General features: G+C 63.2%; 21 protein-coding genes and 1 tRNA gene. 4 read left to right on the top strand and 18 right to left on the bottom strand.

Annotated elements, in window-relative coordinates; genetic code table 11:
- Positions 1 to 2: 2 nt before the first annotated feature.
- From LB516_RS22190 to LB516_RS22125, 14 genes are all read right to left on the bottom strand, one after another.
- Positions 3 to 1220 (bottom strand): MFS transporter, encoded by a 1218-nt coding sequence (locus LB516_RS22190; RefSeq protein WP_015315816.1) that lies wholly within the window; start codon positions 1218 to 1220, stop codon positions 3 to 5.
- 90 nt (positions 1221 to 1310) lie between these two features.
- Positions 1311 to 1628, bottom strand: coding sequence for a Dabb family protein (locus tag LB516_RS22185; protein WP_224720373.1), 318 nt, complete (start codon positions 1626 to 1628; stop codon positions 1311 to 1313).
- An 11-nt stretch (positions 1629 to 1639) separates the two neighbouring features.
- On the bottom strand, positions 1640 to 3268 hold the full coding sequence (locus LB516_RS22180; RefSeq protein ID WP_224720372.1) for a GMC family oxidoreductase: 1629 nt from the start codon (positions 3266 to 3268) through the stop codon (positions 1640 to 1642).
- A gap of 12 nt (positions 3269 to 3280) precedes the next feature.
- Positions 3281 to 4042, bottom strand: a complete 762-nt coding sequence (locus LB516_RS22175; RefSeq protein WP_224720371.1) for a 3-ketoacyl-ACP reductase — start codon at positions 4040 to 4042, stop codon at positions 3281 to 3283.
- Entirely contained in the window at positions 4039 to 5556 is a 1518-nt protein-coding gene (locus LB516_RS22170; protein WP_224720370.1) for a GMC oxidoreductase, read from the bottom strand. Before LB516_RS22170 ends, LB516_RS22175 begins: the two co-directional genes overlap by 4 nt.
- A 107-nt stretch (positions 5557 to 5663) precedes the next feature.
- A complete protein-coding gene (locus tag LB516_RS22165; RefSeq protein ID WP_224720369.1) occupies positions 5664 to 6779 on the bottom strand; it encodes an ABC transporter ATP-binding protein in 1116 nt (371 codons plus the stop codon).
- 4 nt (positions 6780 to 6783) lie between these two features.
- Positions 6784 to 7728 carry a carbohydrate ABC transporter permease gene (locus LB516_RS22160; protein WP_224720368.1) on the bottom strand — a complete coding sequence of 315 codons (945 nt, stop codon included), beginning with the start codon at positions 7726 to 7728 and terminating at the stop codon, positions 6784 to 6786.
- Complete coding sequence (locus LB516_RS22155) at positions 7725 to 8675, bottom strand: carbohydrate ABC transporter permease (RefSeq protein WP_015315823.1); 951 nt, start codon at positions 8673 to 8675, stop codon at positions 7725 to 7727. Before LB516_RS22155 ends, LB516_RS22160 begins: the two co-directional genes overlap by 4 nt.
- An 88-nt stretch (positions 8676 to 8763) precedes the next feature.
- Complete coding sequence (locus tag LB516_RS22150; RefSeq protein WP_140789006.1) at positions 8764 to 10017, bottom strand: ABC transporter substrate-binding protein; 1254 nt, start codon at positions 10015 to 10017, stop codon at positions 8764 to 8766.
- A 58-nt stretch (positions 10018 to 10075) separates the two neighbouring features.
- Positions 10076 to 11587: an aldehyde dehydrogenase family protein gene (locus LB516_RS22145; RefSeq protein ID WP_140875190.1), complete on the bottom strand. Its 1512-nt coding sequence runs from the start codon at positions 11585 to 11587 to the stop codon at positions 10076 to 10078.
- A gap of 17 nt (positions 11588 to 11604) precedes the next feature.
- Entirely contained in the window at positions 11605 to 12381 is a 777-nt protein-coding gene (locus tag LB516_RS22140) for an enoyl-CoA hydratase/isomerase family protein (RefSeq protein WP_140875191.1), read from the bottom strand.
- Positions 12374 to 13975, bottom strand: a complete 1602-nt coding sequence (locus LB516_RS22135) for an acyl CoA:acetate/3-ketoacid CoA transferase (RefSeq protein ID WP_224720367.1) — start codon at positions 13973 to 13975, stop codon at positions 12374 to 12376. The genes LB516_RS22140 and LB516_RS22135 overlap by 8 nt, the downstream gene beginning before the upstream one ends.
- A complete protein-coding gene (locus LB516_RS22130; protein ID WP_224720444.1) occupies positions 13972 to 14988 on the bottom strand; it encodes a Gfo/Idh/MocA family protein in 1017 nt (338 codons plus the stop codon). Before LB516_RS22130 ends, LB516_RS22135 begins: the two co-directional genes overlap by 4 nt.
- Positions 14989 to 15008: 20 nt before the next feature.
- Positions 15009 to 16067, bottom strand: a complete 1059-nt coding sequence (locus LB516_RS22125) for a LacI family DNA-binding transcriptional regulator (RefSeq protein ID WP_140823111.1) — start codon at positions 16065 to 16067, stop codon at positions 15009 to 15011.
- 236 nt (positions 16068 to 16303) lie between these two features.
- Here LB516_RS22125 and LB516_RS22120 point away from each other — a divergent pair, with 236 nt between their 5' ends.
- Positions 16304 to 17458, top strand: coding sequence for a dihydrodipicolinate synthase family protein (locus tag LB516_RS22120; RefSeq protein WP_224720366.1), 1155 nt, complete (start codon positions 16304 to 16306; stop codon positions 17456 to 17458).
- Positions 17459 to 17549: 91 nt separating this feature from the next.
- On the opposite strand, the gene LB516_RS22115 is transcribed toward LB516_RS22120, so the two are convergent.
- Positions 17550 to 17624: transfer RNA gene (locus tag LB516_RS22115), tRNA-Val, on the bottom strand.
- A gap of 115 nt (positions 17625 to 17739) precedes the next feature.
- A complete protein-coding gene (gene cpdR / locus LB516_RS22110; protein WP_006199474.1) occupies positions 17740 to 18102 on the bottom strand; it encodes a cell cycle two-component system response regulator CpdR in 363 nt (120 codons plus the stop codon).
- A gap of 162 nt (positions 18103 to 18264) precedes the next feature.
- Here cpdR and LB516_RS22105 point away from each other — a divergent pair, with 162 nt between their 5' ends.
- Complete coding sequence (locus LB516_RS22105; protein ID WP_140721345.1) at positions 18265 to 19206, top strand: N-formylglutamate amidohydrolase; 942 nt, start codon at positions 18265 to 18267, stop codon at positions 19204 to 19206.
- Positions 19207 to 19577: 371 nt separating this feature from the next.
- The gene (gene hisN / locus LB516_RS22100) at positions 19578 to 20351 is read left to right on the top strand and encodes a histidinol-phosphatase (protein WP_224720365.1); all 774 of its coding nucleotides are present in this window, start codon (positions 19578 to 19580) and stop codon (positions 20349 to 20351) included.
- Positions 20352 to 20459: 108 nt separating this feature from the next.
- Here hisN and LB516_RS22095 read toward each other — a convergent pair whose 3' ends face one another.
- Positions 20460 to 21437, bottom strand: coding sequence for an alpha/beta fold hydrolase (locus LB516_RS22095; protein ID WP_224720364.1), 978 nt, complete (start codon positions 21435 to 21437; stop codon positions 20460 to 20462).
- 479 nt (positions 21438 to 21916) lie between these two features.
- Between LB516_RS22095 and LB516_RS22090 the strand changes: the two genes are divergently transcribed.
- Positions 21917 to 22384 carry an Hsp20 family protein gene (locus tag LB516_RS22090; protein WP_013893124.1) on the top strand — a complete coding sequence of 156 codons (468 nt, stop codon included), beginning with the start codon at positions 21917 to 21919 and terminating at the stop codon, positions 22382 to 22384.
- Positions 22385 to 22464: 80 nt separating this feature from the next.
- On the opposite strand, the gene LB516_RS22085 is transcribed toward LB516_RS22090, so the two are convergent.
- Positions 22465 to 23517, bottom strand: coding sequence for a threonine aldolase family protein (locus LB516_RS22085; protein ID WP_224720363.1), 1053 nt, complete (start codon positions 23515 to 23517; stop codon positions 22465 to 22467).
- Positions 23518 to 23637 lie beyond the last annotated feature (120 nt).

The following is a 23637-nucleotide window of genomic DNA, read 5'->3' as shown; positions in this document are numbered from 1 at the left end:
TCTCAGCCGAGCACCGTCATTACCTGGCCGCGCCGCTCCGGACTGAAGCGGATGACGACGATGATGCAGACGGCGACCACACCGGCAAAAAGCGCCAGCGCATAGCCATAGCTGCCGCCGGGGGCTTCGGCGATCCCGGCCTGATATGGACCGCCATAGGAAGCGGCGAGATTGCCGGCCTGATAGATGAAGCCGGGCAAGGTGGCGCGCACCGCACCGGGAGAAAGCTCGTTGAGGTGGACCGGGATGACACCCCAGGCGCCTTGCACCGCGACCTGCATGACGAAGGCGCCAATGGCCAGCATGAAGGGCGTGGAACTGTAGGCCCATAGCGGGATCGCCGGCAGGGCGATGATGCAGGCGAGTGTAATGGCGTTGACGCGGCCGATCTTCTCCGACAGCGCACCGAATGCCAGGCCGCCGACGATGGCGCCGATGTTGGCAACGATGGTGATCCAGCTCACCGTGTGTGGGTCAAAGCCGTGCTGTTTCTTCAAAAAGGTCGGGTAGAGATCCTGCGTGCCATGGCTGAAGAAGTTGAAGAACATCATCAGCACGACGGCATAGAGCGCGACGCCCCAGTGCTTCTGCAAGGTCTCCAGCATCCCCGGTCGAGCGGTTTTCTGTGCCTCGACGAAGGCAGGAGATTCCGGCACATGCGAGCGGATGAACAGGACGACCAGCGCCGGGACGAAGGAGAGCAGGAACATGGCGCGCCAGCCGATCGTGTAGCCGCCGATCGTCTGCTGGTAGAGCAGGCCATAGACCACCGCCGCCAGCAGGTAGCCGGCCGGATAGCCGCATTGCAGGATGCCCGAGACGATGCCGCGGGCGCTCGGCGGGACGGATTCCATGGCGAGTGAACTGCCGAGGCCCCATTCGCCGCCCATGGCGATGCCGAACAGCGCGCGCAGCGCCAGGAAGATGCCGAGATTGGGCGAGAAGGCGGCCAGCGCCCCGATCACCGAATAGCTGACGATGTTGAGCATGAGAATGGGCTTGCGCCCGTATTTGTCGGCTAGCATGCCAAAGAAGAACGCGCCGATGAAGCGCGTGGCCAAGGTCAGGAACAGTGCCTTTGACACTGCCGGGACATCCGTCTGGAATTCAGTCGCAATATCGGTGAGCAGGAATGTCAGAAGGAAGAAATCGAAAGCATCGAGCGTCCAGCCCAGGAATGAGGCCAGGACGGTTTTCTTCTGCTCGGTAGTGAGGTTCAAGGCGTCCTCCTTTGCATCCCCCAAAGGAACGATATGTCGCCCTGTCGGCAAAAGAGAACAGCGATCAGCCGGCTTTCGAAAGGCCGGCGGTCACTTTTTCGTAAGATCGAGATCGAAGACCATCAATCCGTCCGCGCCGCCTTCGAGAGCCGCGACCAGGCGAGCGCCGGCACGCTGATGCGCCTCATGCACGAGATAGGCGTCGCGCGCCGCGGCATCGCGGAAATCGATGGTGAAGCCATGGGTGAACCCGCGCGCGAAAGGCTCTGGGCTGACATTGGTGCTGAACTGGACGGTGTCCATGCCTTCGACCACCTGTCGCAACGCCTCGAGGCCGGCGTGGATGGCCGTGCGCTCGGTCGACGACACATCGCTACGAAATCTGGCGAAAACGCAGTGCCTGATCATTTTACCACTCCTTAAGCAGCACGATTGCCGGAAAACACCGCCGGCGGCAGCGGCTCGCGGCCGAGGATCAGGTCGGCACCCTTTTCGCCGACCATGATCGTCGGCGCATTGGTGTTGGAGGAAGGCACGCGCGGCATCACAGACGCATCGCAGACGCGCAGGCCCTCGATGCCGCGCAGTCTCAGGTCCGGCGTCACCACCGCCATCTCATCATGGCCCATGCGGCAGGTGCCGACAGGATGGTGATCGGTCTTGGAGGTGCGGCAGGCATAGTCGATCAGCTCATCATCGCTGGCGAGCGACGGGCCGGGCAGCACCTCGCGCAGCACGTAAGGGGCAAGCGCCTTCTGCCGCATGATCTCGCGCGCCAGCCGCAGCCCTCTCAGCGACATGTCGCGGTCATAATGATCGGACCAGTAGTTGGGGTCGATCAGCGGGTGGTCGGCGGGATCAGCGCTTTTCAGCCGCACCGTGCCGCGCGAGCGCGGGCGCAGGAAGGCCGAGTTCAAGGTGACGCCCGGGTTTTTCAGCTTCTCGACGCCAGCCTCGATGCCGGAGCCAAGACCCAGGTGGAACTGGATATCGGGCGAGGCGGCGGTCGGGTCGGCGTACCAGAAGCCGCCGGTCTCGAACAGGCTGGACGCCACCGGCCCCTTCTTCAACAGCAGATATTGCAGGCCAGCCCAGGCCGTGCGGTGCAGCTTGGCGTAATTGTCGTAGGTGTGGTCGCCGGTGCATTCGGCGATGACGAACAGGTCGAGATGGTCCTGCATGTTGGAGCCGACGCCGGGCAGGTCATGCACCGGCGTGACGCCGACCGATTTCAGATGGTCGGCCGGGCCGATGCCCGACTGCATCAAAAGCTTAGGCGAACCGATGGCGCCGGACGAGACGATCACCTCACGGTCGGCGCGCAGGATTTTTGTCTCGCCGCCCGGCCTGTCGACCACCTCGACGCCGATGGCGCGGCCGTTCTCGACGACGATGCGGGTCACCAGTACGTCGGTCCTGACGGTGAGGTTCTTGCGAGCGCGGATCGGCCTGAGATAGGCGACCGAGGCGGAGGAGCGCCGGGCATCCTTCTGGGTCAACTGGTAATAGCCGACGCCTTCCTGGGAAGCGCCGTTGAAGTCCGGATTGAAGGGAATGCCCATCTCCTGGCCGGCGCGGAAATAGGCCTCGCAGATCGGCAACGGCGCAATCGGGTTCGATACGCCGAGCGGGCCCTGGTCGCCGTGGAAGTCGTTGGCGTAGCGCTGGTTGTTTTCGGCGCGCTTGAAATAAGGCAGTACGTCGCGGTAGCCCCAGCCGGCCAGCCCTTCCTCCTTCTCCCAGGCGTCGTAATCGCGCGCATTGCCGCGCGTGTAGATCTGGGCATTGATGGAGGAGCCGCCGCCGACCACCTTGGCCTGCGTGTACCAGAAGACGCGGTCGTTCATGTGTTTTTGCGGCACGGTCGACCAGCCCCAGGACGCAATGCCCTTGGTCATCTTGGCAAAGCCCGCCGGCATGTGGATATAGGGGTGCCAATCCTTGCCACCGGCTTCGAGCAGCAGCACGGAATTGGAGGGATCCTCGCTCAGCCGGTTGGCCAGCACGCAGCCGGCAGGGCCGGCGCCCACGATGATGTAGTCGGTCATTGTCTCATCCGTTCATAGCCGGGGCACGGAGAGCGCGCCGTCGACATTGATGATCGAGCCGGTCGAAAAGCCCAGTCTCCCGGCAGCGAGCGCGGCCACCATGGCGCCGATGTCGGACGCTTCGCCCCAGCGTTTCGCCGGCACCAGGCCGCTGTCTATCAAAGCGTCATATTTGGCGGTCACGCCCGCCGTCATGTCGGTGCGGATAATGCCCGGTCGCAGCTCGAACACGCCGATGTTTTCCGGGGCGAGCCTGAGCGCCAGATTCTTCACCCACATCGAAAGCCCTGCCTTCGACATGCAATATTCGGAGCGTTCCGGCGAGGCCATCTCGGCGCTGACCGAGGTGATGGTGATGATCGATTTCGCTTCATCGCTGGGCTGGCGGAGCATCGCCTTGGCGACCGCCTGGCTGAGAAAGACGGTGCCCCGCAGGTTGACGCCGATCGCGCGGTCGAAATTGTCGGGTTTGAGGTCGAGCAGGTCGCCCCGCACCACGGCGCCGACGCCGGCATTGTTGACCAGGCAATCGATGCGGCCGAAGGCGCGCATGGCGGTTTCGACCAAGGCGGCGTGGCTGGAAAGATCGGCGATGTCGCAGCTGACATAGGCGAATTTGGCGCCGCGTTTGGCGACGTCTTGCGCAAGCTCGTCAGGGGGTTTCGCGGCAACATCGGCGACAAGGATGTCAAAGCCGGCATCAGCGAGTGCCTGAGCGCAGGCAAGACCAATTCCGCGCGCGCCCCCTGTGACGATGGCCGCCGGGCGGATCATGCGGCGAGGTCCGTCTTGCGGATGTGCTCGGCGACGCGCAGCGCCTGGGCGGCGATCGACAGCGCCGGGTTGACGGCGGCCGAGTTCGGCAGAAAACCGGCGTCGACGACGAACAGGTTCCTATGATCGAAGGCACGGCAGAACGGGTCGAGCGGCGACGTCGCCGGATCATCGCCCATTTTCACCGTGCCGCACTGGTGCGAGGGCGTGCGTTTGTCGAAAGGGCGCGACAGCACCAGGGGATAACCGCAGGCGCGAAAATTCTCGCGCATCACCTTGGTCAGCCCGTCGAGCGACTGCATGTTGGAGCGCCGCCATTGCATGACGATGTCCTTGCCGTCGACCATGATGCGGCTTTCGGGGTCGGGCAGGTCCTCGCACATCAGGTACCAGTCGACCGCATGGCCGGCCATGAAATCGAGCGCGAATTTCGGCACCCGTTTCACATTGGCCTTGAGCATGTTGCCGTCGATCTTACCGAGAAGCTGGACATTGCCGAGCGGTTTGCCGCCCTTGCCGCCGGAGAGGTAATAATCGTTGAGCATCAGCGTCTTCTGGTAGACGGCATCGTTCCTGCGGCGCGGATTGATCGCCAGCATGGCGCTCGAATTGTGGTTCATGAAATTACGGCCGACTTGGTCGGAGCGGTTGGCGAGGCCCCTGCCGCCCCCCTTGCCATTGCCGGGAGAAGGCGAGCGCAGCAGGATGACCGCTGAATTGACCGCGCCGGCCGACAGGATGACCAGTTTTGGCGACAGCTTTTTCAGCTCGCCGTTCTGGTGGTAATGAACCGCTGATATGGTTTTACCGTCCGGAGCAGTCTCGAGATATTCGACATGGGCGCCGGTTTCGAGCTTGATGTTAGGATCGTTCAGTGCCGCCGCCAGCGGTGCGGTCTGGGCGTCCATCTTTCCCTGGCCAGTGTTCGGAAAAGCGTCCCAGCCGGTCCTGCCTTCCCTGAGCCAGGTGTCGATATCGACGCCGAGCGGCAGCGAGGCCGGATGCAGGCCCAGCCCCTTGAGCTCGGCGCGGGCACGGGCGATCGGCGCCTCGTCGGGCACGGGCTTGTAGGCGTAGGGGATCGAGTGGAACGGCTCGGTCGGGTCCTCGCCAAGCGTGCCGCGGACGCGGAACAGTTGCTCAGCCTTGGAGTACCAAGGCTCGAATTCGTCATAGGAAAACGGCCAGGCCGGAGAGACGCCGCCGAAGTGCTCCATGGCGGAGAAATCCTCTTTGCGGTAGCGGATCAGCACCGCGCCGAAGAATTTCGAATTGCCGCCTACATAGTAGTAATTGCCCGGGTTGAATGCAGCGCCACCGGCCTCGCGCCACATCTCCTTCGGCCGGTAGTGGCCGTCAACGAAGATCGAGCGCGTGTCGCGCGCATGAGGCGTTGCCGGCAAAGGCTCGCCGCGTTCCAGCATCAGGATCGAGGCGCCACTGCCGGCTAAGCCGGAGGCGATCGTGGCGCCGCCGATGCCGGAGCCGATGATGACGATATCCGGGTTTGTCATGGCCTAAAGCGCGCCGCTTTTGAATGGACACATGCGACGCGCTTTAGGTCTATTGTCTTGATGCATGTCGTTGCCCCAAAACCGAACCCACTTTTGGGCGACGCGCATCAGCGAATACGGCTCTCGGTCGCCGGATCGAAGAACACCGCCTTGGTCAGGTTGAAGGCGAGCGGCGTGTTGGTGCCGGGCTGGATGTTGGCATCTGCGCGCAGCCGCGCCACCACGCCTTTGCCGCCGAGGTTGGTGACGGCGAAGGTATCGGAACCGGCCGGCTCCACCACCTCGATATGGCAATCGGCGGTGGCGATTTGCGAGGCGTTGCGCTCCGCGCCTTCCGGATCGGTGAGCGCCTCGGGGCGAACGCCGAAGATGACCGGCTTGCCCTTGAACGCCGACAATCCGGCCGGGGCGTTGGCCATCGGCAGAGTGATCGGCTGGCGTGCCTCGCGATCGAGCACGACGGCCAGGTCGCCGCCATTGCCGTCGATGGTCGCCGGGATCAGGTTCATCGCCGGCGAACCCATGAAGTCGGCGACGAAGACATTGCTGGGGTTGTTGTAGATCTCGGCCGGCGTGCCGAATTGCTGCACCTCGCCATCGCGCATGACGGCGATTTTGGTCGCCAGCGTCATCGCCTCGATCTGGTCGTGGGTGACATAGACGATGGTTGTGCCGGTGGTGGCATGCAGGCGCTTGATCTCGATGCGCATGTCGACGCGCAGCTTGGCGTCGAGGTTGGACAGCGGCTCGTCGAACAGGAACAGCTTGGGGTCGCGCACCAGCGCCCGGCCCATGGCGACGCGCTGGCGCTGGCCGCCCGAAAGCTGGCTCGGCTTGCGGTTCAGCAGATGGCCGATCTGCAGCACCTTGGCCACCTTGTCGATCGCCTTCTGGCGTTCGTCGATCGGCACGCCGCGCATCTCCATGCCGAAGGAGATGTTCCCGGCGACCGTCATGTTCGGGTAAAGCGCGTAGCTCTGGAACACCATGGCGATGTCGCGCTTGGACGGGTGCAGATCGGTGATGGTGCGGCCATCGACGCGGATGTCGCCAGAGGTGATCGTCTCCAGTCCGGCGATGGTGTTGAGCAAAGTGGACTTGCCGCAGCCGGAAGGGCCGACCAGCACCAGGAAGCCGCCCTTTTCCAGTTCGAGATTGATCCCCTTCAGGATCTCGACCTGGCCGAAACGCTTCCTCAGACCATCAATTTCCAGAAAAGCCATTGGGTTATCCTTTGACCGCGCCCGCCATCAGGCCACGCACGAAATAGCGGCCGGCGAGCACGTAGACGAGAAGGGTGGGCAGTGCCGCGATCATCGCGGCCGCCATGTTGACGTTGTATTCGACGACGCCTGTCGAGGTGTTGACGACGTTGTTGAGCGCCACCGTCATCGGCATGGCGTCGCCGGTGCCGGCATAGGCGGAGGCGAACAGGAAGTCGTTCCAGATGTTCGTGAACTGGTAAATGACGGTGACGACGAAGATCGGCATCGAATTCGGCAGCATGATGCGCCGAAAGATCTGGAAGAAGGAGGCGCCGTCGACCTGCGCGGCCTTGACCAGTTCGGTCGGGAACGCCTCGTAATAGTTGCGGAAGAACAGCGTGGTGAAGCCGATGCCGTAGACGACGTGGACGAACACCAGGTTCACCGTCGGGTTGCCGAGGCCGAAGCTGGTTCCGACCGTGTTCTGCAGCGACACGCCAAACCGTCCGAGGCTGCCCAGGATCGTCGCCATCGGCAACAGTACCGACTGGAACGGGATGAAGCAGGCAAAAAGCATCAGCCCGAACACCAGGGTCGCGCCGCGAAAACGCCATTTGGTCAGCACGTAGCCATTGAGCGCACCGAGCATGGTCGAGATCAGCACGGCCGGAACCACCATCTTTATGGAGTTCCAGAAATAGCCCTTGATGCCGGCGCAGGTGAGGCCTACGCAGGTCTCACCCCAGGCCTTCAGCCAGGGGTCGAAGGTCGGCGCCTTTGGCAGCGCCAGCATGTTGCCGTTCTGGATCTCGTCCATGGTCTTGAACGAGGTCACCAGCATGACGAACAGCGGCATCAGGTAGAACAGCGCGAACAGCGCCAGAAGCCCGTAGATGACGATGCGATTGACAATCTTGACGTTGACGCCGCCGCTGACCCGGCGGGCGGGAGTGGTCACGGCGCTCATCGCGACTTCTCCCTGAGTTCCGAATAGAGATAGGGCACGATGATGGCGACGATGGTCATCAGCATGATCACGGCGCTGGCCGAGCCGACGGCCATTTCGTTGCGCTTGAAGGTGTATTCATACATGAAGTTGGACGGCAGCCAGGCCGAGCCGCCGGGACCGCCGCTGGTCAGTGCCACGACCAGGTCATAGGATTTGATGGCAAGGTGCGCGAGCACGATGAAGGCCGACAGGAAGATCGGCCGCAAGAGCGGAATGACGATGCGGCGATAGAGCTGGAAGGTGGTGGCGCCGTCGATCTGCGCCGCCTTCATGATCTCGCCGTCAATGCCGCGCAGGCCGGCCAGGAACATCGCCATGATGAAGCCGGAGGCCTGCCAGACGCCGGCGATGACCACGGTGTAGATGACGAAATCCTTGTTCTTGATCCAGTCGAAATGGAAGCTCGTCCAGCCCCATTGATGCAGCGTCTGTTCGAGACCGAGGCCGGGGTCGAGGAACCATTTCCAGGCAACGCCGGTGACAATGAAGGAGAGCGCCATCGGATAGAGGTAGATGGGACGTAAAACGCCTTCGCCGCGAATCTTCTGGTCAAGCAGGATGGCCAGGAACAGGCCGAGCGCCAAGCAGATCAAGATGTAGAGAAAGCCGAAAATGCCCATATTGGTGATCGACGTGTACCAGCTCGATGGCGGGTCGGTGTCGAAGGTCCAGCCCCACAATCGCTGATAGGCGCGTGCGCCTGTTATGGCATAGGACGGGAAGGTCTTGGAGTTGGTGAAGGACAGATAGATCGTCCACAGGATGAAGCCGTAGACGAAGACGATGGTGATGGCGAAGCTCGGCGCCAGCACGATCTTGGGCAAGGCATCCTGCAGGCGCGAGCGCACCGAGGTGCGCGACCGCTCCGGCGTCAGCTTGATCTGGGTTGTCGCTACACTGCTCATGGGGTTCCTCCCGTCGGCATCCGGCCGATCGGCCTCACGGACCGGAAACCTTCCCCGCCGGAGCGGGGAAGGTGTTTGTGGCCGGCGCTTACTTGGCGTCGTCGATCGCCTTGACCAGTTCGGTCACGGCTTCGTCCGAGGTCTTGATCTGACCGTGGACAAACTTCGAGATGACGTCCTTGTAGGCATTGGCGACAGCCGGAGGCGCGCCATAGCCCTGGGCCAGCGAGCCGAACAGCGTGCCGCCTTCATTGGCCTTCTTCAGGTCGGCGATACCCTTCTTGCCGCAAGCGTCGAAGTCGGTGTCAGGCACGTCGGTGCGGGCCGGAACCGAACCCTTGACGACGTTGAAGGCCGACTGGAAGCTCTTCGACAAGGTGGCGGTGGCCAGAGCGATCTGGGCGGCCTTGCGGTCGTCCGGAACGTTGAACATGCCGAACATGTCGGAGTTGTAGATCACCGAGCCGTCGGTGCCCGGGAAGCGATAGCAGAGGAAGTCCGTACCCGGTGTCTTGTTGGCGGCGTGGAACTCGCCCTTGGCCCAGTCGCCCATGACCTGCACCAGCGCATCGCCCTTGATGACCATCGCGGTGGCCAGGTTCCAGTCGCGGCCAGAGAAGTTCGGGTCGACATAGGTGACGAGCTTGGCCAGATTGTCGAACGACTTCTTCATCGTGTCGGACTTGAGCGACGCGTCGTCGAGGTCGTTCATCGCCTTCTTGTAGAACTCAGGTCCGCCGGTCGACAGCACGACGGAATCGAACATGGTCGCTTCCTGCCAGTTCTGGCCACCAAGCGCGAGCGGGGTGACCCCAGCCGCCTTGGCCTTGTCGAGCAGGGCGATGAAATCGTCGAAGGTCTTAGGCTCGGTGCCGCCGATCTTGTCCATCACCGCCTTGTTGATCCACAGCCAGTTGACGGAGTGGACGTTGACCGGAGCGGCAACCCACTTGCCGTCATAGACGGAGAACTTCTGCAGCGCGGCCGGAACCGACTTGTCCCAGCCTTCCTTCTTCGCCGTCTCTGTGAGGTCGCCCATCACGCCGGCAGCGGCATAGTCGAGCACGGTGTAGCCGAGCATCTGCGAGGCGGTCGGATAGTTGCCGGCCGCGACCATCGCCTTGAGCGCGGTCATGGCGGCATCGCCGCCGCCGCCGGCCACGGGAACGTCCTTCCAGGCATAGCCTTCCTTGGCCAGATCGCCCTTGAGCACGTTGAGAGCAGCTGCTTCGCCGCCCGACGTCCACCAATGCAGCATCTGCACTTCCTTGACGTCCTCGGCATGGGCCGCGAAAGCCAGGCCCGAAGCGAGCGCCGTTCCGATAAGCAGTTTGCGCAACATGTACTTCCTCCCTTGTTGCATTACACGACCGGTGGCAGCCCACCGGGTTCTTCCCAACTCAGCCGACCCACCAACCGGTGCGCTGGCCGCGATGAAACTGGATTGTCTTTTCCTCGGTATAGTCCTCAACAGCGCGCTTGCCGAGTTCGCGGCCCAAGCCCGACTGCTTGTAGCCGCCGAACGGCAGTTCTGGATAACCTTCCATGAACGTGTTCACCCAGACAGTCCCCGAACGCACGCCCCGCGCCACCGACATGCAGGTGTCGATGCTGGCGCTCCACACACCCGCCGACAGACCATAGGGCGTGTTGTTGGCGATGCGCAACGCCTTTTCAATCGATTCAAAAGTCAGCACCGAGAGCACCGGCCCGAACACTTCCTCGCGCGCGACCGTCATGTTTTCGGTGACGTTGCGTAAGATCGTCGGATCGAGATATTGGCCGGCATTGGAAGGGCGTTGCCCGCCGCCGCTGTAGATACTGCCGCCTTCACTCGCGGCAGCCGCGACGTAACCCGTCACCTTGGCCAGATGGTCTGACGAAATCATCGCGCCGACCTTGGTTAGGTCGTCGAGCGGATCGCCCACGGTTACCCTGGCGGTCAATGCCTTCACGGCGCCCAGGAAGTCGTCGGCGATCGCCTCATGCACGATCAGCCGGCTGCCGGCATTGCAGCACTCGCCGGCGTTGAAGAAGCCGCCGAATACCGCGGCATCGGCAGCGGCTTTAAGATCGGCATCGGGGAAGACGATCTGGCCGTTCTTGCCGCCGAGTTCCATCGAAACTCTCTTAAGGGAATTCGAGGCCGCAGCCATGGTCATCTTGCCGACGCGGGTGGAACCGGTAAACGAAACCATCTCGACCAGCGGATGGCTGACCATCGGCGCGCCGACATCGGCGCCGAGACCTGCGAGGATGTTGACGACTCCAGCGGGAACGCCGGCTTCCAACAGGATATCGCCAAGCACGAAAGTCGAGGCCGACGTCATTTCGCTTGGCTTGACCACGGCCGTGCAGCCGGCGGCGAGCGCGAAAGGCAGTTTCTGGCTGACGATGAGGAATGGGAAATTCCACGGCGTGATGATCGAGACGACGCCGATCGGCTCACGCAGGACGACGCCCAGCATGGCATCGCCAAGATTGGCGTAGCTTTCGCCGTGCAACGTTCGGGCCAGTGAGGCGGCATAGCGCCAGATGTCGACGGCGCCGCCGATCTCGCCGCGCGCCTGGGCGATCGGCTTGCCGGATTCCAGCGCATCGAGCCGGGCGATGTCTTCCAGCCGGATCTCGATCAGGTCGGCGGCCTTAAGCAGGATCGCGGCGCGTTCGGACGCTTGCATGCGCGGCCAGGGGCCGGTCTCGAAGGCCCTGTGCGCCGCCTGCACCGCGGCTTCCACTTCGGCGGCACCCGCCTGAGCATAGTGTGAAACCATGAAGCCGTGGCCGGGGCTCTTGCGTTCCAGCATGCGGCCATCGCGGGCATCGACATGCTTGCCGTCGATCAGAAGCTTGTATGCCTTGGGGGCCACGGAGGCCTCGGCAGGCATGGAAATCTTCAGAGGTGCATTCATGTGATTTCCACTCTGTCCTACGAACGCGAAAACACGGGCTTCTGCTTGGTCTTGAAGGAGCCGACGCCGGCCTTGAGATCGCCGGTGAGCGCCATGAAGCCGCTGGCCAAGGCTTCTGTCGCAGCGGCACTTTCCTCGCCTTCCGCCACCGCAATCATCAGCTTGGCGGCTTCGGTGGCCAGTGGTCCGCGTTCGGCGATTTTTTCAGCCCAGATCCTGGCTTCATCCGACGCCTTGCCGGTTTCGACGACGCGATCGACGACACCCAGCGCAAGCGCTTCCGGCGCCAGAAAAATCTCGCCACCGACAGCCATGCGACGCACCGTCTGGGCGCCGAAGCGACGCACCGCGCGCTGCGTGCCGGACCAGCCGGGGACAACGCCGATCGAGGTCTCGGGGAAGCCGAGCTTCACCTGCGTTTCCGCGACGCGGAAATCACAAGCCACGGCCAGTTCCAGCCCGCCGCCGAGCGCATGACCGGACAGAACGGCGATGGTCGGTTGCCGCAGCCGCGCCAGCCGGTCGAAGACACGGTGGCCGTAGCGCACCCATTGCACCTGGAAATCGGCGGCACTCATGCTCCCCCAGGCCTCGACGTCGCCGCCGGCGCAAAATCCCTTGCCTTGGCCGCATATGAGGACGACGCGGACATGCTGAGCGCTTTCCGCCTCGTCCAGCGCCGCTTCCAGCGCGCGCAGCATCGGGATATCGAGCGCATTGAACTTTTCCGGACGGCGCAAGGTGACAATGCCGATCGCGCCATCCTGCTCGAAGGTGACGAGGCGCTCAGCCATGCGCGCCTCCGAGCGAGGCGCCGCCATTCAGCGACAGGCCGATCGGCCGATCCTGGTAGAGTGCCGCCGACGTCACCTTGAGGTCGTTGGCTACGTTGAGCGGGATCTCGGCCTGCGCCAGCACATCGCGCTCGAGGTCGATGCCCGGCGCCAGTTCCATCACCATCAGCCCATCGGGCGTCAGCTTCATGACGCAGCGCTCGGTGACATAGGTGATGTCCTGTCCGTGCGCGACGGCGCGCTTGCCGGAGAAGGAGATGTGCTCGACCTCCTCGACGACTTTCTTGACCTTGCCTTCCGCGTCGATGCGGATGCCGCCATTGGCGAGCGACAGCTTTGCCCCGGCATTGAAGAAGCCGGAAAAAACGATCTTCTTCGCCCGTGACGTGATGTCGACGAAGCCGCCGGCGCCGGCGGTGACATGCGGCCGCGCCGAAAGCCTGGACACGTTGACCGAGCCGTGGCGATCGATCTGCAGGAAGGAGAGCAGCGAAGCGTCGAAGCCACCGGCCTGGAAATAGATGAACTGGTGCGGCGAGGGCATGATCGCCTCGGCGTTGGAGGCGCAGCCGAACTTGAAGTCGAGCAACGGCACGCCGCCGACCGCGCCCTGTTCGATCAGCCAGGTGACCTTGCCGTGCTGGCCTTCTTCCAGAAGAATACGCGGCACGTTGGCCGAAATGCCGAAGCCGATGTTGACGGCCATGCCGTCGCGAAGCTCCATGGCGACCCGGCGCGCGATCACCTTTTGGACATTCATCTCGGCATTGCGGAAGCTCGACAGCGGCCGGAAGATCTCGCCGGAGATTGCGGGATCGTAGGGCGTCAGCGTCGTCTGCAACTGATCCGGCGCAATGACGATATGGTCGACCAGCACGCCCGGCACGCGCACATCATGCGGCTTCAACGTGCCGTTCTCGACGACGCGTTTGACCTGCGCGATGACGATGCCGCCATTGTTGCGGGCGGCGAGCGCCTGCTCCAGCCCGCCGAGATAGGCCCCCTCATGCTCGTAGGTAAGGTTGCCGCGCTCGTCAGCCGTGGTGGCACGGATGATCGAGACCTGCGGCACGATGGCGCGGAAGTAGAGCCATTCTTCGCCGTCGAATTGCTGCACCGACACGATCGGCTCGGCGGCGGCGGCGTTCATGGCGCAGCCCTGGTGGCGCGGGTCGGCGAAAGTGTCGAGGCCGACCTTGGTCAGCACGCCCGGTCGCTTGGCGGCGGCCTCTCGGTGCATGTCGAACAGGATGCCGGACGGCACGTTATAGGCGGCAACCGCATTGTCGCCGATCATCTTCCAGATTTGCGGCGGCTCGGCGGAGGAGGGACCTGACGGATAGGAGCCGCACAGCGTACGCTTCAAGAGGCCGGGCTTCGCCAGATGATCGATGCCCTTGATGCCATACATGTCGCCGGCGGCGATCGGGTGCAGCGTGGTGATATCCTTCGGATGGCCCTCGCCATCGAAGCGTTCGCCGATCGCGGCGAGCACGGCGTCTGGACAGCCGAGGCCGCTCGACGAGGACACCGAGACGACCATGCCGTCCTTGATCAGGCTGGCGGCCTGCGCCGATGAGACGACCTTGCTCAATTCATGCTCCCGAGTTTCGGGTCGATCTTGACGGTCTTGCCGGAAGCCGCCGATTGCAATGCCGCCTCGGCCGCGGCGAGCGACCAGATGCCGTCTTCTCCGGTGGCGGAAGGCTGGCCCTCGCCACGGACCGCGGCATGGAACCCGCGTACCGACCTGGCGTATAGATCCTCGCGGTCGAAGCTCAACTGTTCTTCGCCGCTGGCGGTGCGCAGGAGGACCGAGCCGGCCGGCTTCTGCGTCATCACATCGCGGGCGATGAGCGAGCCCTGCGAGCCGTGCACCTCGAAGCCGGTGTCGGCAAACCTGGTGGTGAACCCCTCATGCGATTGCGCGATAAGGCCCGATTTGAAGCGCCAGACGCACATGGCGCCATCTTCCAGCCCGCTCCCGGCCATGCCGGCGGATTGCGTGAAAGCGGAAACCTCGACCGGATCGTCGCCAAGCACGAAGCGCAGCGTGTCTGCATCGTGCACGGTGATGTCGAGCACCACCCCGCCGCCCGCCTCGGGCCTGGCGATGCGCCAGCCCTGCAGGTTTTCGGGCAGGTAGACGGAATGGAAGACACGCGCGGCAATGGGGTTGCCGATGCGGCCCGCGGCAACGGCGTCGCGCATGGCGCGGTGCGCACCGGCATTGCGCAGATGATGATTGGTACCGAGCACGACGCCAGCCGCCTTGGCCGCGGCGACCATCTTGCGCGCGTCGTCGCTGGTCAGCGCCAGCGGCTTCTCGCACAGCACATGCTTTCCCGCCTTGGCAGCGGCCAGCGCCTGTTCGAAATGCAGTTCATTGGTGGTGGAGATGTAGACGGCGTCGATGTCGGATCCGAGCAAGGCGTCGAGATTCGATACGGCGGCTGGAATGCCATTTTCCCTTGCATAGGCCGTGGCGCGTTCCGCGCTGGAACTCATTACAGCCGCGATCTCGCCATCGGGTTGAGCGCGAATGGCATCGATCATGAATTGCCGGGCGATCGTGCTGGCGCCGATCAGCCCCCATTTGACGCCCATGTCGCGGTTCCCGTTGACGCTCATGTCGCGGTTCCCGCCGCCACGGGCCTTTTTCGCGTGCGGCGATCCGGGCCGCAGCTTTCCCTGACCACGAGATTGACGGCGCCGATATGATCCTCGGCCCGCGTGGTGCGCGACTGGATCATCTTGATCATGACGTGGGCCGCGCGTTCGCCGAGACCGGCGGAGTCCACCGCTACGCTGGTCAGCGGCGGCATATAATGTTCGGCCTCGACCACATCGTCGAAGCCGACGACAGCGAAATCCGCGCCCGGCTCAAGTCCGCGCTTGCGCAGCGCCAGCATGACGCCAAAGGCAACGGCATCGTTGAAGCAAAGGGCCGCGGTTGGCGGCTCGGCCATTGCGAGCGACGTTTCCAGGCAGGCCATGCCGCCCTTGCGATTGGTCTCGCCCTCTATGATGAGCGCGTCGCGGACGTCGATGCCGAGCGTCTCGCAGGCCTCGCGAAAGCCGCCCAGGCGCTCATGATAAACGACGAGGTCGGACGAACCGCCGAAGAAGGCCAGGCGGCGATGCCCCTTGCCAACGAGATGCGAAGTCGCGAGATAGGCGCCCCGATGATTGTCGGGAGCAATCACCGGAATGCGGCTTTCAGGCAGCCGGCGCATGGCGAAGGCAATCGGCAGACCGGCTATTTCCAGCCGCCGGAACGCCCCTGGCGTCGTGCCGCGCGCCGGGGAAACGATGAGCCCGGCGACGCCCTGTTCCATCAGAGACTTCAGCACTTCTTCCTGGCGCACCGGATTTTCGGCAGTGTTGGCGATGAAGGGCACGATGCCGGCCGACTGGAAGACCCGCTCCATGCCGACCGCCATCTCGGCGAAGAACGGATTGGTGAGGTCGTTGATGACCATGCCGATGACGTTGGAGTGGGCCTTGCGCAGATTGGCGGCGCCGCGGTTATAGACATAGCCGACATCCTCGATCGCCTTGCGCACCTTGACCGCGGTTTCGGGGCGGATCAGGCCGCTGCCCTGGAGCACGAGCGACACCGTCGATTTGGACACGCCTGCTTCGCGGGCGATGTCGAAGATCGTCGCCTTCGGCCGGCTGGCCATCCAGATATCCTCCCCGGTTTTTCAATCGAATTTATTGGAACGTTCTAATCCTTGCTCCGAGGATGAGTCAATCAGGATTTTTCTCTAGCAAGAGCAGCAGGTCATATGTGGTCAAACGATTGCTACCCAAGGGGTCGTTGTGTTGCAACGCAGCATCGCTGGCCGTCCATCTCAAACCTTAAAGGTTCTTGATTTATTGGAACGTTCCATTTAGGAGACACGAAAGGGAGAGATCCATGGACATTGCCTTGCCTGGCGAGGGTGGCCGCAGCACACCCTACGCGCTTGTCGGACAGCCGGTCCAGCCGGTGACCGGCGCGCGGTTTTCGCGCATCGCCTATGCCGCCGCGCATGTCGTCGCCGATCCGCTGGGAATGACAGATCCATGGTCGCGGCCCGTTGTCGATTGGGACAGGACGATGGCGTTTCGTCATCATCTATGGCGGCTCGGCTTCCGCATCGCCGAGGCAATGGACACGTCGCAGCGCGGCATGGGTTTCGATTGGACGAATGCGCAGGAATTGATCCGCCGTTCAATCGCGGAGGCGCGGACCGTCGCTGGCGCCGATCTCGCCTCGGGTGCGGGCACCGACCATCTGGCGCCGTCGAAGGCCCGGACGGTCGACGACGTGGTCGCCGCCTATGAGGAGCAGTTCGCTTTCATCGAAGGCCAGGGCGGCAAGGCGATCATGATGGCCAGCCGCGCGCTGGCGGCCGTGGCGAAGGGGCCGGACGATTACGCCCTGGTTTACGACCGCATATTGGGCCAGGCCTCCGGCAAGGTCGTCCTGCACTGGCTGGGCGACATGTTCGATCCGACCTTGAAAGGCTACTGGGGCAGTGACGATTTCGAGACCGCGCTCGATACGGTGATCGCCATCATAGAGCGCAATGCCGGCAAGGTCGAAGGCATCAAGATATCGCTGCTCGACGCCGGCAAGGAAGTGGCGCTCAGGAACCGGCTGCCGGACGGCGTGATGATGTTCACCGGCGACGACTTCAATTATCCCGAGCTGATCGCCGGAGACGGCAAGCGGCACTCGCATGCGCTGCTCGGCATTTTCGACGCGATCGCACCGGTCGCCAATGCCGCGCTGGCGAAGCTGGCTGCCGGCGATCGTGCCGGCTACGACGCGCTGATGGCGCCGACCGTGCCGCTGTCACGAAAAATCTTCGAGGCGCCGACTGAATATTACAAGGCCGGCATTGTCTTCATGGCCTGGCTCAACGGCCACCAGGACCATTTCTCGATGGTCGGCGGCATGCAGTCGGCGCGCGGCATCCGCCATTATGCCGACGTCTTTCGCCTCGCCGACCAGGCAGGATTGCTGGCCGACCCCGACCTTGCCCTTTCGCGGATGAAAAGCCTGTGTGCTGTCGCGGGGGCCTAAAACGCGTTTCGCGATCGGATCACCCGTCGTCCATTCCGGTGAGCGCCAAGACGCTCGCGTATTGATGCAAGGTCCGAATATCTGGGTTGGATGGTGGGCGTGACAGGGATTGAACCTGTGACCCCTGCAATGTCAATGCAGTGCTCTCCCGCTGAGCTACACGCCCATCCGAAGCCGCGCATACACCATTTTTGGTCAGGCGCGTCAATAGCAGGAAAAGAGGAAAAACACGTCGTCCCGCCGCGGCTGTGGACCGACGCCGGCGGCTTGCGAAAGGCGGTTCAAGCCGCCTGCAGCATCTTCTCGACCTCGTTGACCAGATCGCGCAGGTGGAAGGGCTTGGACAGCACCTTGGCGTCTTTCGGCGCCTTGGAATCCGGGTTCAGCGCGACGGCGGCAAAACCGGTGATGAACATGACCTTGAGGTCGGGATCGATTTCGGTGGCGCGACGCGCCAGTTCGATGCCGTCCATCTCCGGCATGACGATGTCGGTCAGAAGCAGCGAGAACGGTTCCTCGCGCAGCCGCTCATAGGCGCTGGCGCCGTTGTCGAAATCGCTGACCTGATAGCCGGCGCGCTCCAGCGCCTTGACGAGGAACCGACGCATATCGTCGTCGTCTTCCGCCAGAAGAATGCGTGCCATGTTATCCCGTCCGAATCACCCGCCGGAGACTGCCGTGGGGCAGGCCCGTTAACCATCCTGTATATGAGGAGGTGAGAGTAAACATCAAGTGAACGCGGACGCGCCTGACCCACATTTGCCCAGCCGCACGACCGCCGAAATGCTGGACATGCGGCCAGCAAGGTGGCAGTTTCATGCCATGATGCACTGGTGTTTTCGGGTTCGTTCAAATTGAAGACGGCAGCCGAGGATTTTTCGGTCTTTCCACCCTTCGAAATCCGGTCGGGCGCCGAGCAGCGCGTCCCCTTCCTTTTCAACTCGCCGCATAGCGGCCGCTACTATCCCGAACGCTTCCTTGCCATGGCAAGGCTCGATCGCAATGCCATCCGCCGCTCGGAGGATTGCTATGTCGACGAGTTGTTCGGCGGCGCCGTGGCGCTCGGCGCGCCGCTGCTGGCGGCGAATTTCCCGCGCGCCTATCTCGACGTCAACCGCGAGCCATGGGAACTCGACCCGCGCATGTTCGCCGAGCCGGTGCCGTCCTTCTGCAACATCCGCTCCGCGCGCGTGGCCGGCGGGCTCGGCACCGTGCCGAAGCTGGTGGGCGAGGGGCTCGACATCTATTCGGGCCGCTTGCCGCTCGCCGAGGCGGTTGCCCGCATCGAGGCCGTCTACAAGCCCTATCACGAAACGCTGAAGCGGCTTTTGACCAGGACCCACGCCCGGTTCGGCTTTGCCGTGCTGATCGATTGCCATTCGATGCCGGCGAGCATCCGTGTCGGCGACAACGGGCTGCGGCCGGATTTCATCATCGGCGACCGTTTCGGCATCTCGGCCACCGCGGCCCTGACCGAAACCGCGATCGGCCTGTTGACCGCGATGGGCTATACGGTTGCCCACAACAAGCCTTACGCCGGCGGGTTCATCACCGAGCATTACGGCCGTCCGGCGCGTCATTTGCATGCGCTGCAGATCGAGGTCAATCGCGGGCTCTACATGAATGAGCGGACATTCGAGAAAGCCGCCGGCTTCGACGCGCTGGCCGACGATCTGACGCGGTTTTCAGCGGACCTGATGGCGATGCCGGACCATCATTTCATCGATCTGCCGCTGGCCGCGGAGTGAAGACCACGCCTTGTCTCATGCGTGCCACCGCCCAAGATTTTTGTGTGCTTCTTTGGACGGCCCGCTCCAGGAGCGGCCGTGAAAAAAAGACCGCATCGTTTGCACGATACGGTCGAAGTCTAGGGAGGAAACGCCCAAGGAGGGCATGGACAGGAAACCCTGTCCGAGATTGAGGGTATTGTGCAGCGCACAAATGTCAAGCGACGTTTAGGCTTTTTTAATTCAGAGTGATGTGGAAATTGCGTTTCGATGACGTTGGAGTGACATTCCGGCAACAATTGTCGCGGCGGATAAATCGATAGACAAGCTTGTCTTGGCGGGGAAGTCGCGGCAAGCCCCGGCTCGGGCGCGCTGCAAAGCGGGAGAATCAGTTGGACATCAGCATCGATTTCATGCGCCGTATCGCGCAAGCGGCGGCGGCGGAGACCTTGCCGCGCTTTCGCGCCCAGGGCGCGGTCGCCAACAAGGAAAAAGGCAGTTTCGATCCGGTCACGGAGGCCGATCGCGAGGCCGAGCGCGCCATCCGGGCGCTGATATCGGCCGAGTATCCCGACCACGGCATCCTGGGCGAAGAGCACGGCAGCGAGAACATCTCCAGCCGGCATGTCTGGGTGATCGATCCGATCGATGGCACGCGCGCCTTCATCTCCGGCCTGCCGGTGTGGGGGACGCTGGTCGGGCTGACGGTCGATGGTGACGCGGTCGCCGGCATGATGGCGCAGCCCTTCACCGGCGAGCTGTTCTACGCCAACGCCTCCGGATCTCATTATGAGGGGCCGGGAGGGGCCCGCAAGCTGACGACCCGCAAGACGACGAAGCTGGCCGAGGCCACGTTGTTCACCACAACGCCGGCCCTGTTCAAAGGCGAGGCACGCACGCGCTATGACGCGTTCGAGCGGCAAATCCAGCTCGCCCGTTATGGCGCCGATTGCTATGCCTTCGCCATGATCGCCTCGGGGAGCGTCGACATCGTCGCCGATCCTGGATTGAAGCCCTACGACATCGTGGCGCTGATCCCGATCATCGAGAAGGCAGGCGGGGTCGTCACCACTTTCGACGGCGGGCCGGCGGAGAATGGCGGCGACGTTCTAGCGGCCGCGACACCGGAGCTTCATGCCGCCGCCATGGCTGCCCTGCGCGGCTGAGATCACTGGAATTCCGCCGGCGTACTCCGTAGACCTGCTTGAACGCCGCCAGCGTCTTCCTTCCTGACGGGGGCCAGCTATGCCGGCCTTGGAGGAGCCGCGGGCCTGTCAGGCTGTCGGGTCGTCTGAGCCGGGGACGAAGGCGTCGAAGGCAGCGAGGAATTGTTCGCGGTAGAGATCGGCTTCCTGCAGGATTTCGTGCTTGGCGCCGTCGATCATCAACAGCGACCCCAGCCTCAGATTTCTCGCATATGCCTCCACCGCCCTGGTCGAGACGACCTGGTCGGCGCCTGCGGCGATGATCAGTAGCGGCACCTGAATGCGGGCCATGAAGTCGGGGTCGCTGACGGCTGCCGACGCCTTCGCCGCCGCCTGCAGCCAGCGGATCGTCGGGCCGCCGAGCGCCATTTGCGGATATTCTTCATAGATACGCGTGTTACGGCGATAGCGTTGCGGATCCGAGGTCACCTTGTTGGCTTCGAATGGCAGCGTATGTCTCGGCCTTGGACCCCAGGCGGCATAGAGCCAGCCGAGCCCCAGGGCGCAGAAAACCGAACAGATCCGGCGCACCGTCCCTATCGAGACCGGCAGGTCGGGCAATGTCAGGAACGGCGCGATCAGCACCATGCGCCGCACGCGGTTTACCATCGACGGCGCGGCAAGCAGCGCGATCACAGCGCCGGCCGAATGGGCGAGGATATAGTACGGTCCGCGGCAGTCCGGCAGCACGATCTCTTCGAAGAACTGCTCCAGGTCAGCCGTATAGTCGCGGAACGACCTGACATAGCCACGCTGGCGATCGCGGATCAGCCTGTCCGAACCGCCCTGGCCGCGCCAGTCTAGGATGGCGACACCAAAGCCGCGCGCGGCGAGGTCACGGATGGTCTCGAAATATTTCTCAATGCACTCGTTGCGGCCGCCGAGCAGCACCACGGTGCCCCGCATCGGCCGCGCCACCGCCGCGAACAGGCCATAACGTATTTTCTTGCCGTCGCGCGTGGTGAAAAAGCCGCCCGTGGCGTTTTCCGGTCGCGGATTGCCCTCGGTTTCGTGGAAGAGCGGAGTGTCGTGGAAAAGATCCGTCATTCGGCGCTTTGTACTCGGCGTCCTTGCGCGCCAGCCGGTCGCGGCTGGCCTCGTCACGGTGATAGACGCCAACACATCAAAAGCAAAGCAAATCCGGGTTATGGAGGACTGCGACGGGTAAGGCCGGAAGCGGCTTTGAGCGCGCTTCCGGCCCCTGTCGATCCGGGAGGAAGGGACGTTAACACCCGGTTCGGCCTCGTTGCGGCACCTTCGCAGATCCGGCGCCGCCAATCCTTGATCTTGAAAGCTACTTTAGCGCTGGCTGTCTGAACGGGCGCCGAAGCACCGGTTCATCTGCCGTTCATCAAAGGTTGGCTGCCTCGTTCTTTTTTGCCGTCAAACGAAACTTGAAATGCTTTCGAGCGCTCCCCAGATGTGGGTTGCGGTCGCCAATCGGGGCCGCTGGTCCTCCCGAAACGCCGCTCGCGGGTTTCGCACCGACCATACGCAAACCATGTTGCTCAACAGGAGAACACCTCATGCGCCACGTTGATTTTTCCCCGCTTTACCGTTCGACCGTCGGCTTCGACCGTCTCTTCACCATGTTGGATTCGCTTGCGCAGCCCGACGGCGCGCAGACCTACCCGCCCTATAACATCGAGCGCACCGGCGAGGATTCCTACCGGATTTCGATGGCCGTCGCCGGCTTCTCGGACGAGGAAATCTCGATCGAAGCTCACCGTAACGTGCTGACCGTGAAGGGCGAGCGCAAGGACGAGGGCACCGGCGAGGGTTCCGAACTGCTCTATCGCGGCATTGCCTCCAGGGCCTTCGAGCGCCGCTTCCAGCTTGCCGATCATGTTGAAGTCGTCGGCGCCGCGCTGAAGAACGGCCTGCTCTTCGTCGACCTCAAGCGCAACATTCCCGAAGAGCTGAAGCCGCGCAAGATCGCGATCACCTCGGCTCCGGCCAAGGCCAAGCAGATCGAGGCCAAGACGGCAGCCTGACGACCGCATAAAATCTAAAGTCTCCTCCCGAGACGGAAGCGGCGCCGCGCGGCCCCGCTTCTTTGTCCGAAGATTGACTGTTATCCGGCGATCAGCTGGCCAAAGCGGTCGACTTCCTCAGTCGTCGTGGCAAAGCTGGTGACGAAGCGATAGAGCAGTTCGTCCTCGCCGATATGGCCGTCAAAACCATGCGGCCTGTGCCAGTCATAGAAGGCCGCGCCTGCAGCCTGCAGCCTGTCGGCTTCGGTTTTCTTGATCACCGCGAACACCTCATTAGCCTGCGGCAGCCAAGCGAGCTTTGCCGTGGCCGAATCCTCGATCGCCGCCGCCAGGCGCGCGGCCATGGCATTGGCATGCCTGGCGGTGTCGAGCCAAAGCCCGTCCTTGAAATAGGCTTCGAACTGCGCAGCGACGAAACGCGACTTCGAAAGCAGCTGTGCGGCACGCTTGCGCAGGAAGGCCAATTCCTTGGCACGGTCGAGGTCGAACAGCACGATCGCCTCCGCGCACCAGCAACCGTTCTTGGTACCGCCGAAGGACAGGACATCGACCCCGCGTTTCCAGGTCATTTCGGCCGGCGTGGTGTCGAGCGCGGCCAGCGCATTGGCAAAGCGGGCGCCATCCATGTGCAGTGGCACGGAATGCTGTTTGGCTATGGCCGAGATCGCATCGATGTCGTCCAGACCATAGACGGTGCCGACCTCGGTCGACTGGGTGATCGAGACCGCCATCGGCCGGCCCCAATGGACGACCTCGCTTGCGAAACGGCCGATCGCCCTGTCCAGATTGGGCGGGTCGATCTTGCCCAGCGGACCGTCGACGGCGTGCAGCCGCGAGCCGCCGGAAAAATACTCCGGCGCGCCACATTCATCCTCGATGACATGCGATTCTCGGTGAGCGAAGGAAATGCCGCCCGGCTTGTTGAAAGCGGTCAACGACAGCGAATTGGCGGCGGTGCCGGTTGCCACGAAGAACACCGCGACCTCGCGTTCGAATATTTCACTGAAGCGCCGATAAACCGCCTCGTCGAGGGCGCTGTCACCATAAGCGGTGGCAAAGCCGCCGGCTGCGGCCGACAGGCCGGCAACGATATTGGGATGGGCGCCTGCCCAATTGTCGGAAGCGAAGAACATGCATCTGCCTGTGTTGGGGAAATCAGCCGGAGTTGACCGGTTTAACGCGCCGACCGCAAGGGCCAGGCGCCGGAAAACCGTTAAAGCCAGCCAACGTGGCGGCAAGCGTGGGCGACTTAA

It is taken from the genome of Mesorhizobium sp. CO1-1-7 (genome assembly GCF_020164885.1).
Classification (GTDB): Bacteria; Pseudomonadota; Alphaproteobacteria; order Rhizobiales; family Rhizobiaceae; genus Mesorhizobium; species Mesorhizobium australicum.
This window is presented reverse-complemented; position numbering and strand designations above follow the sequence as displayed.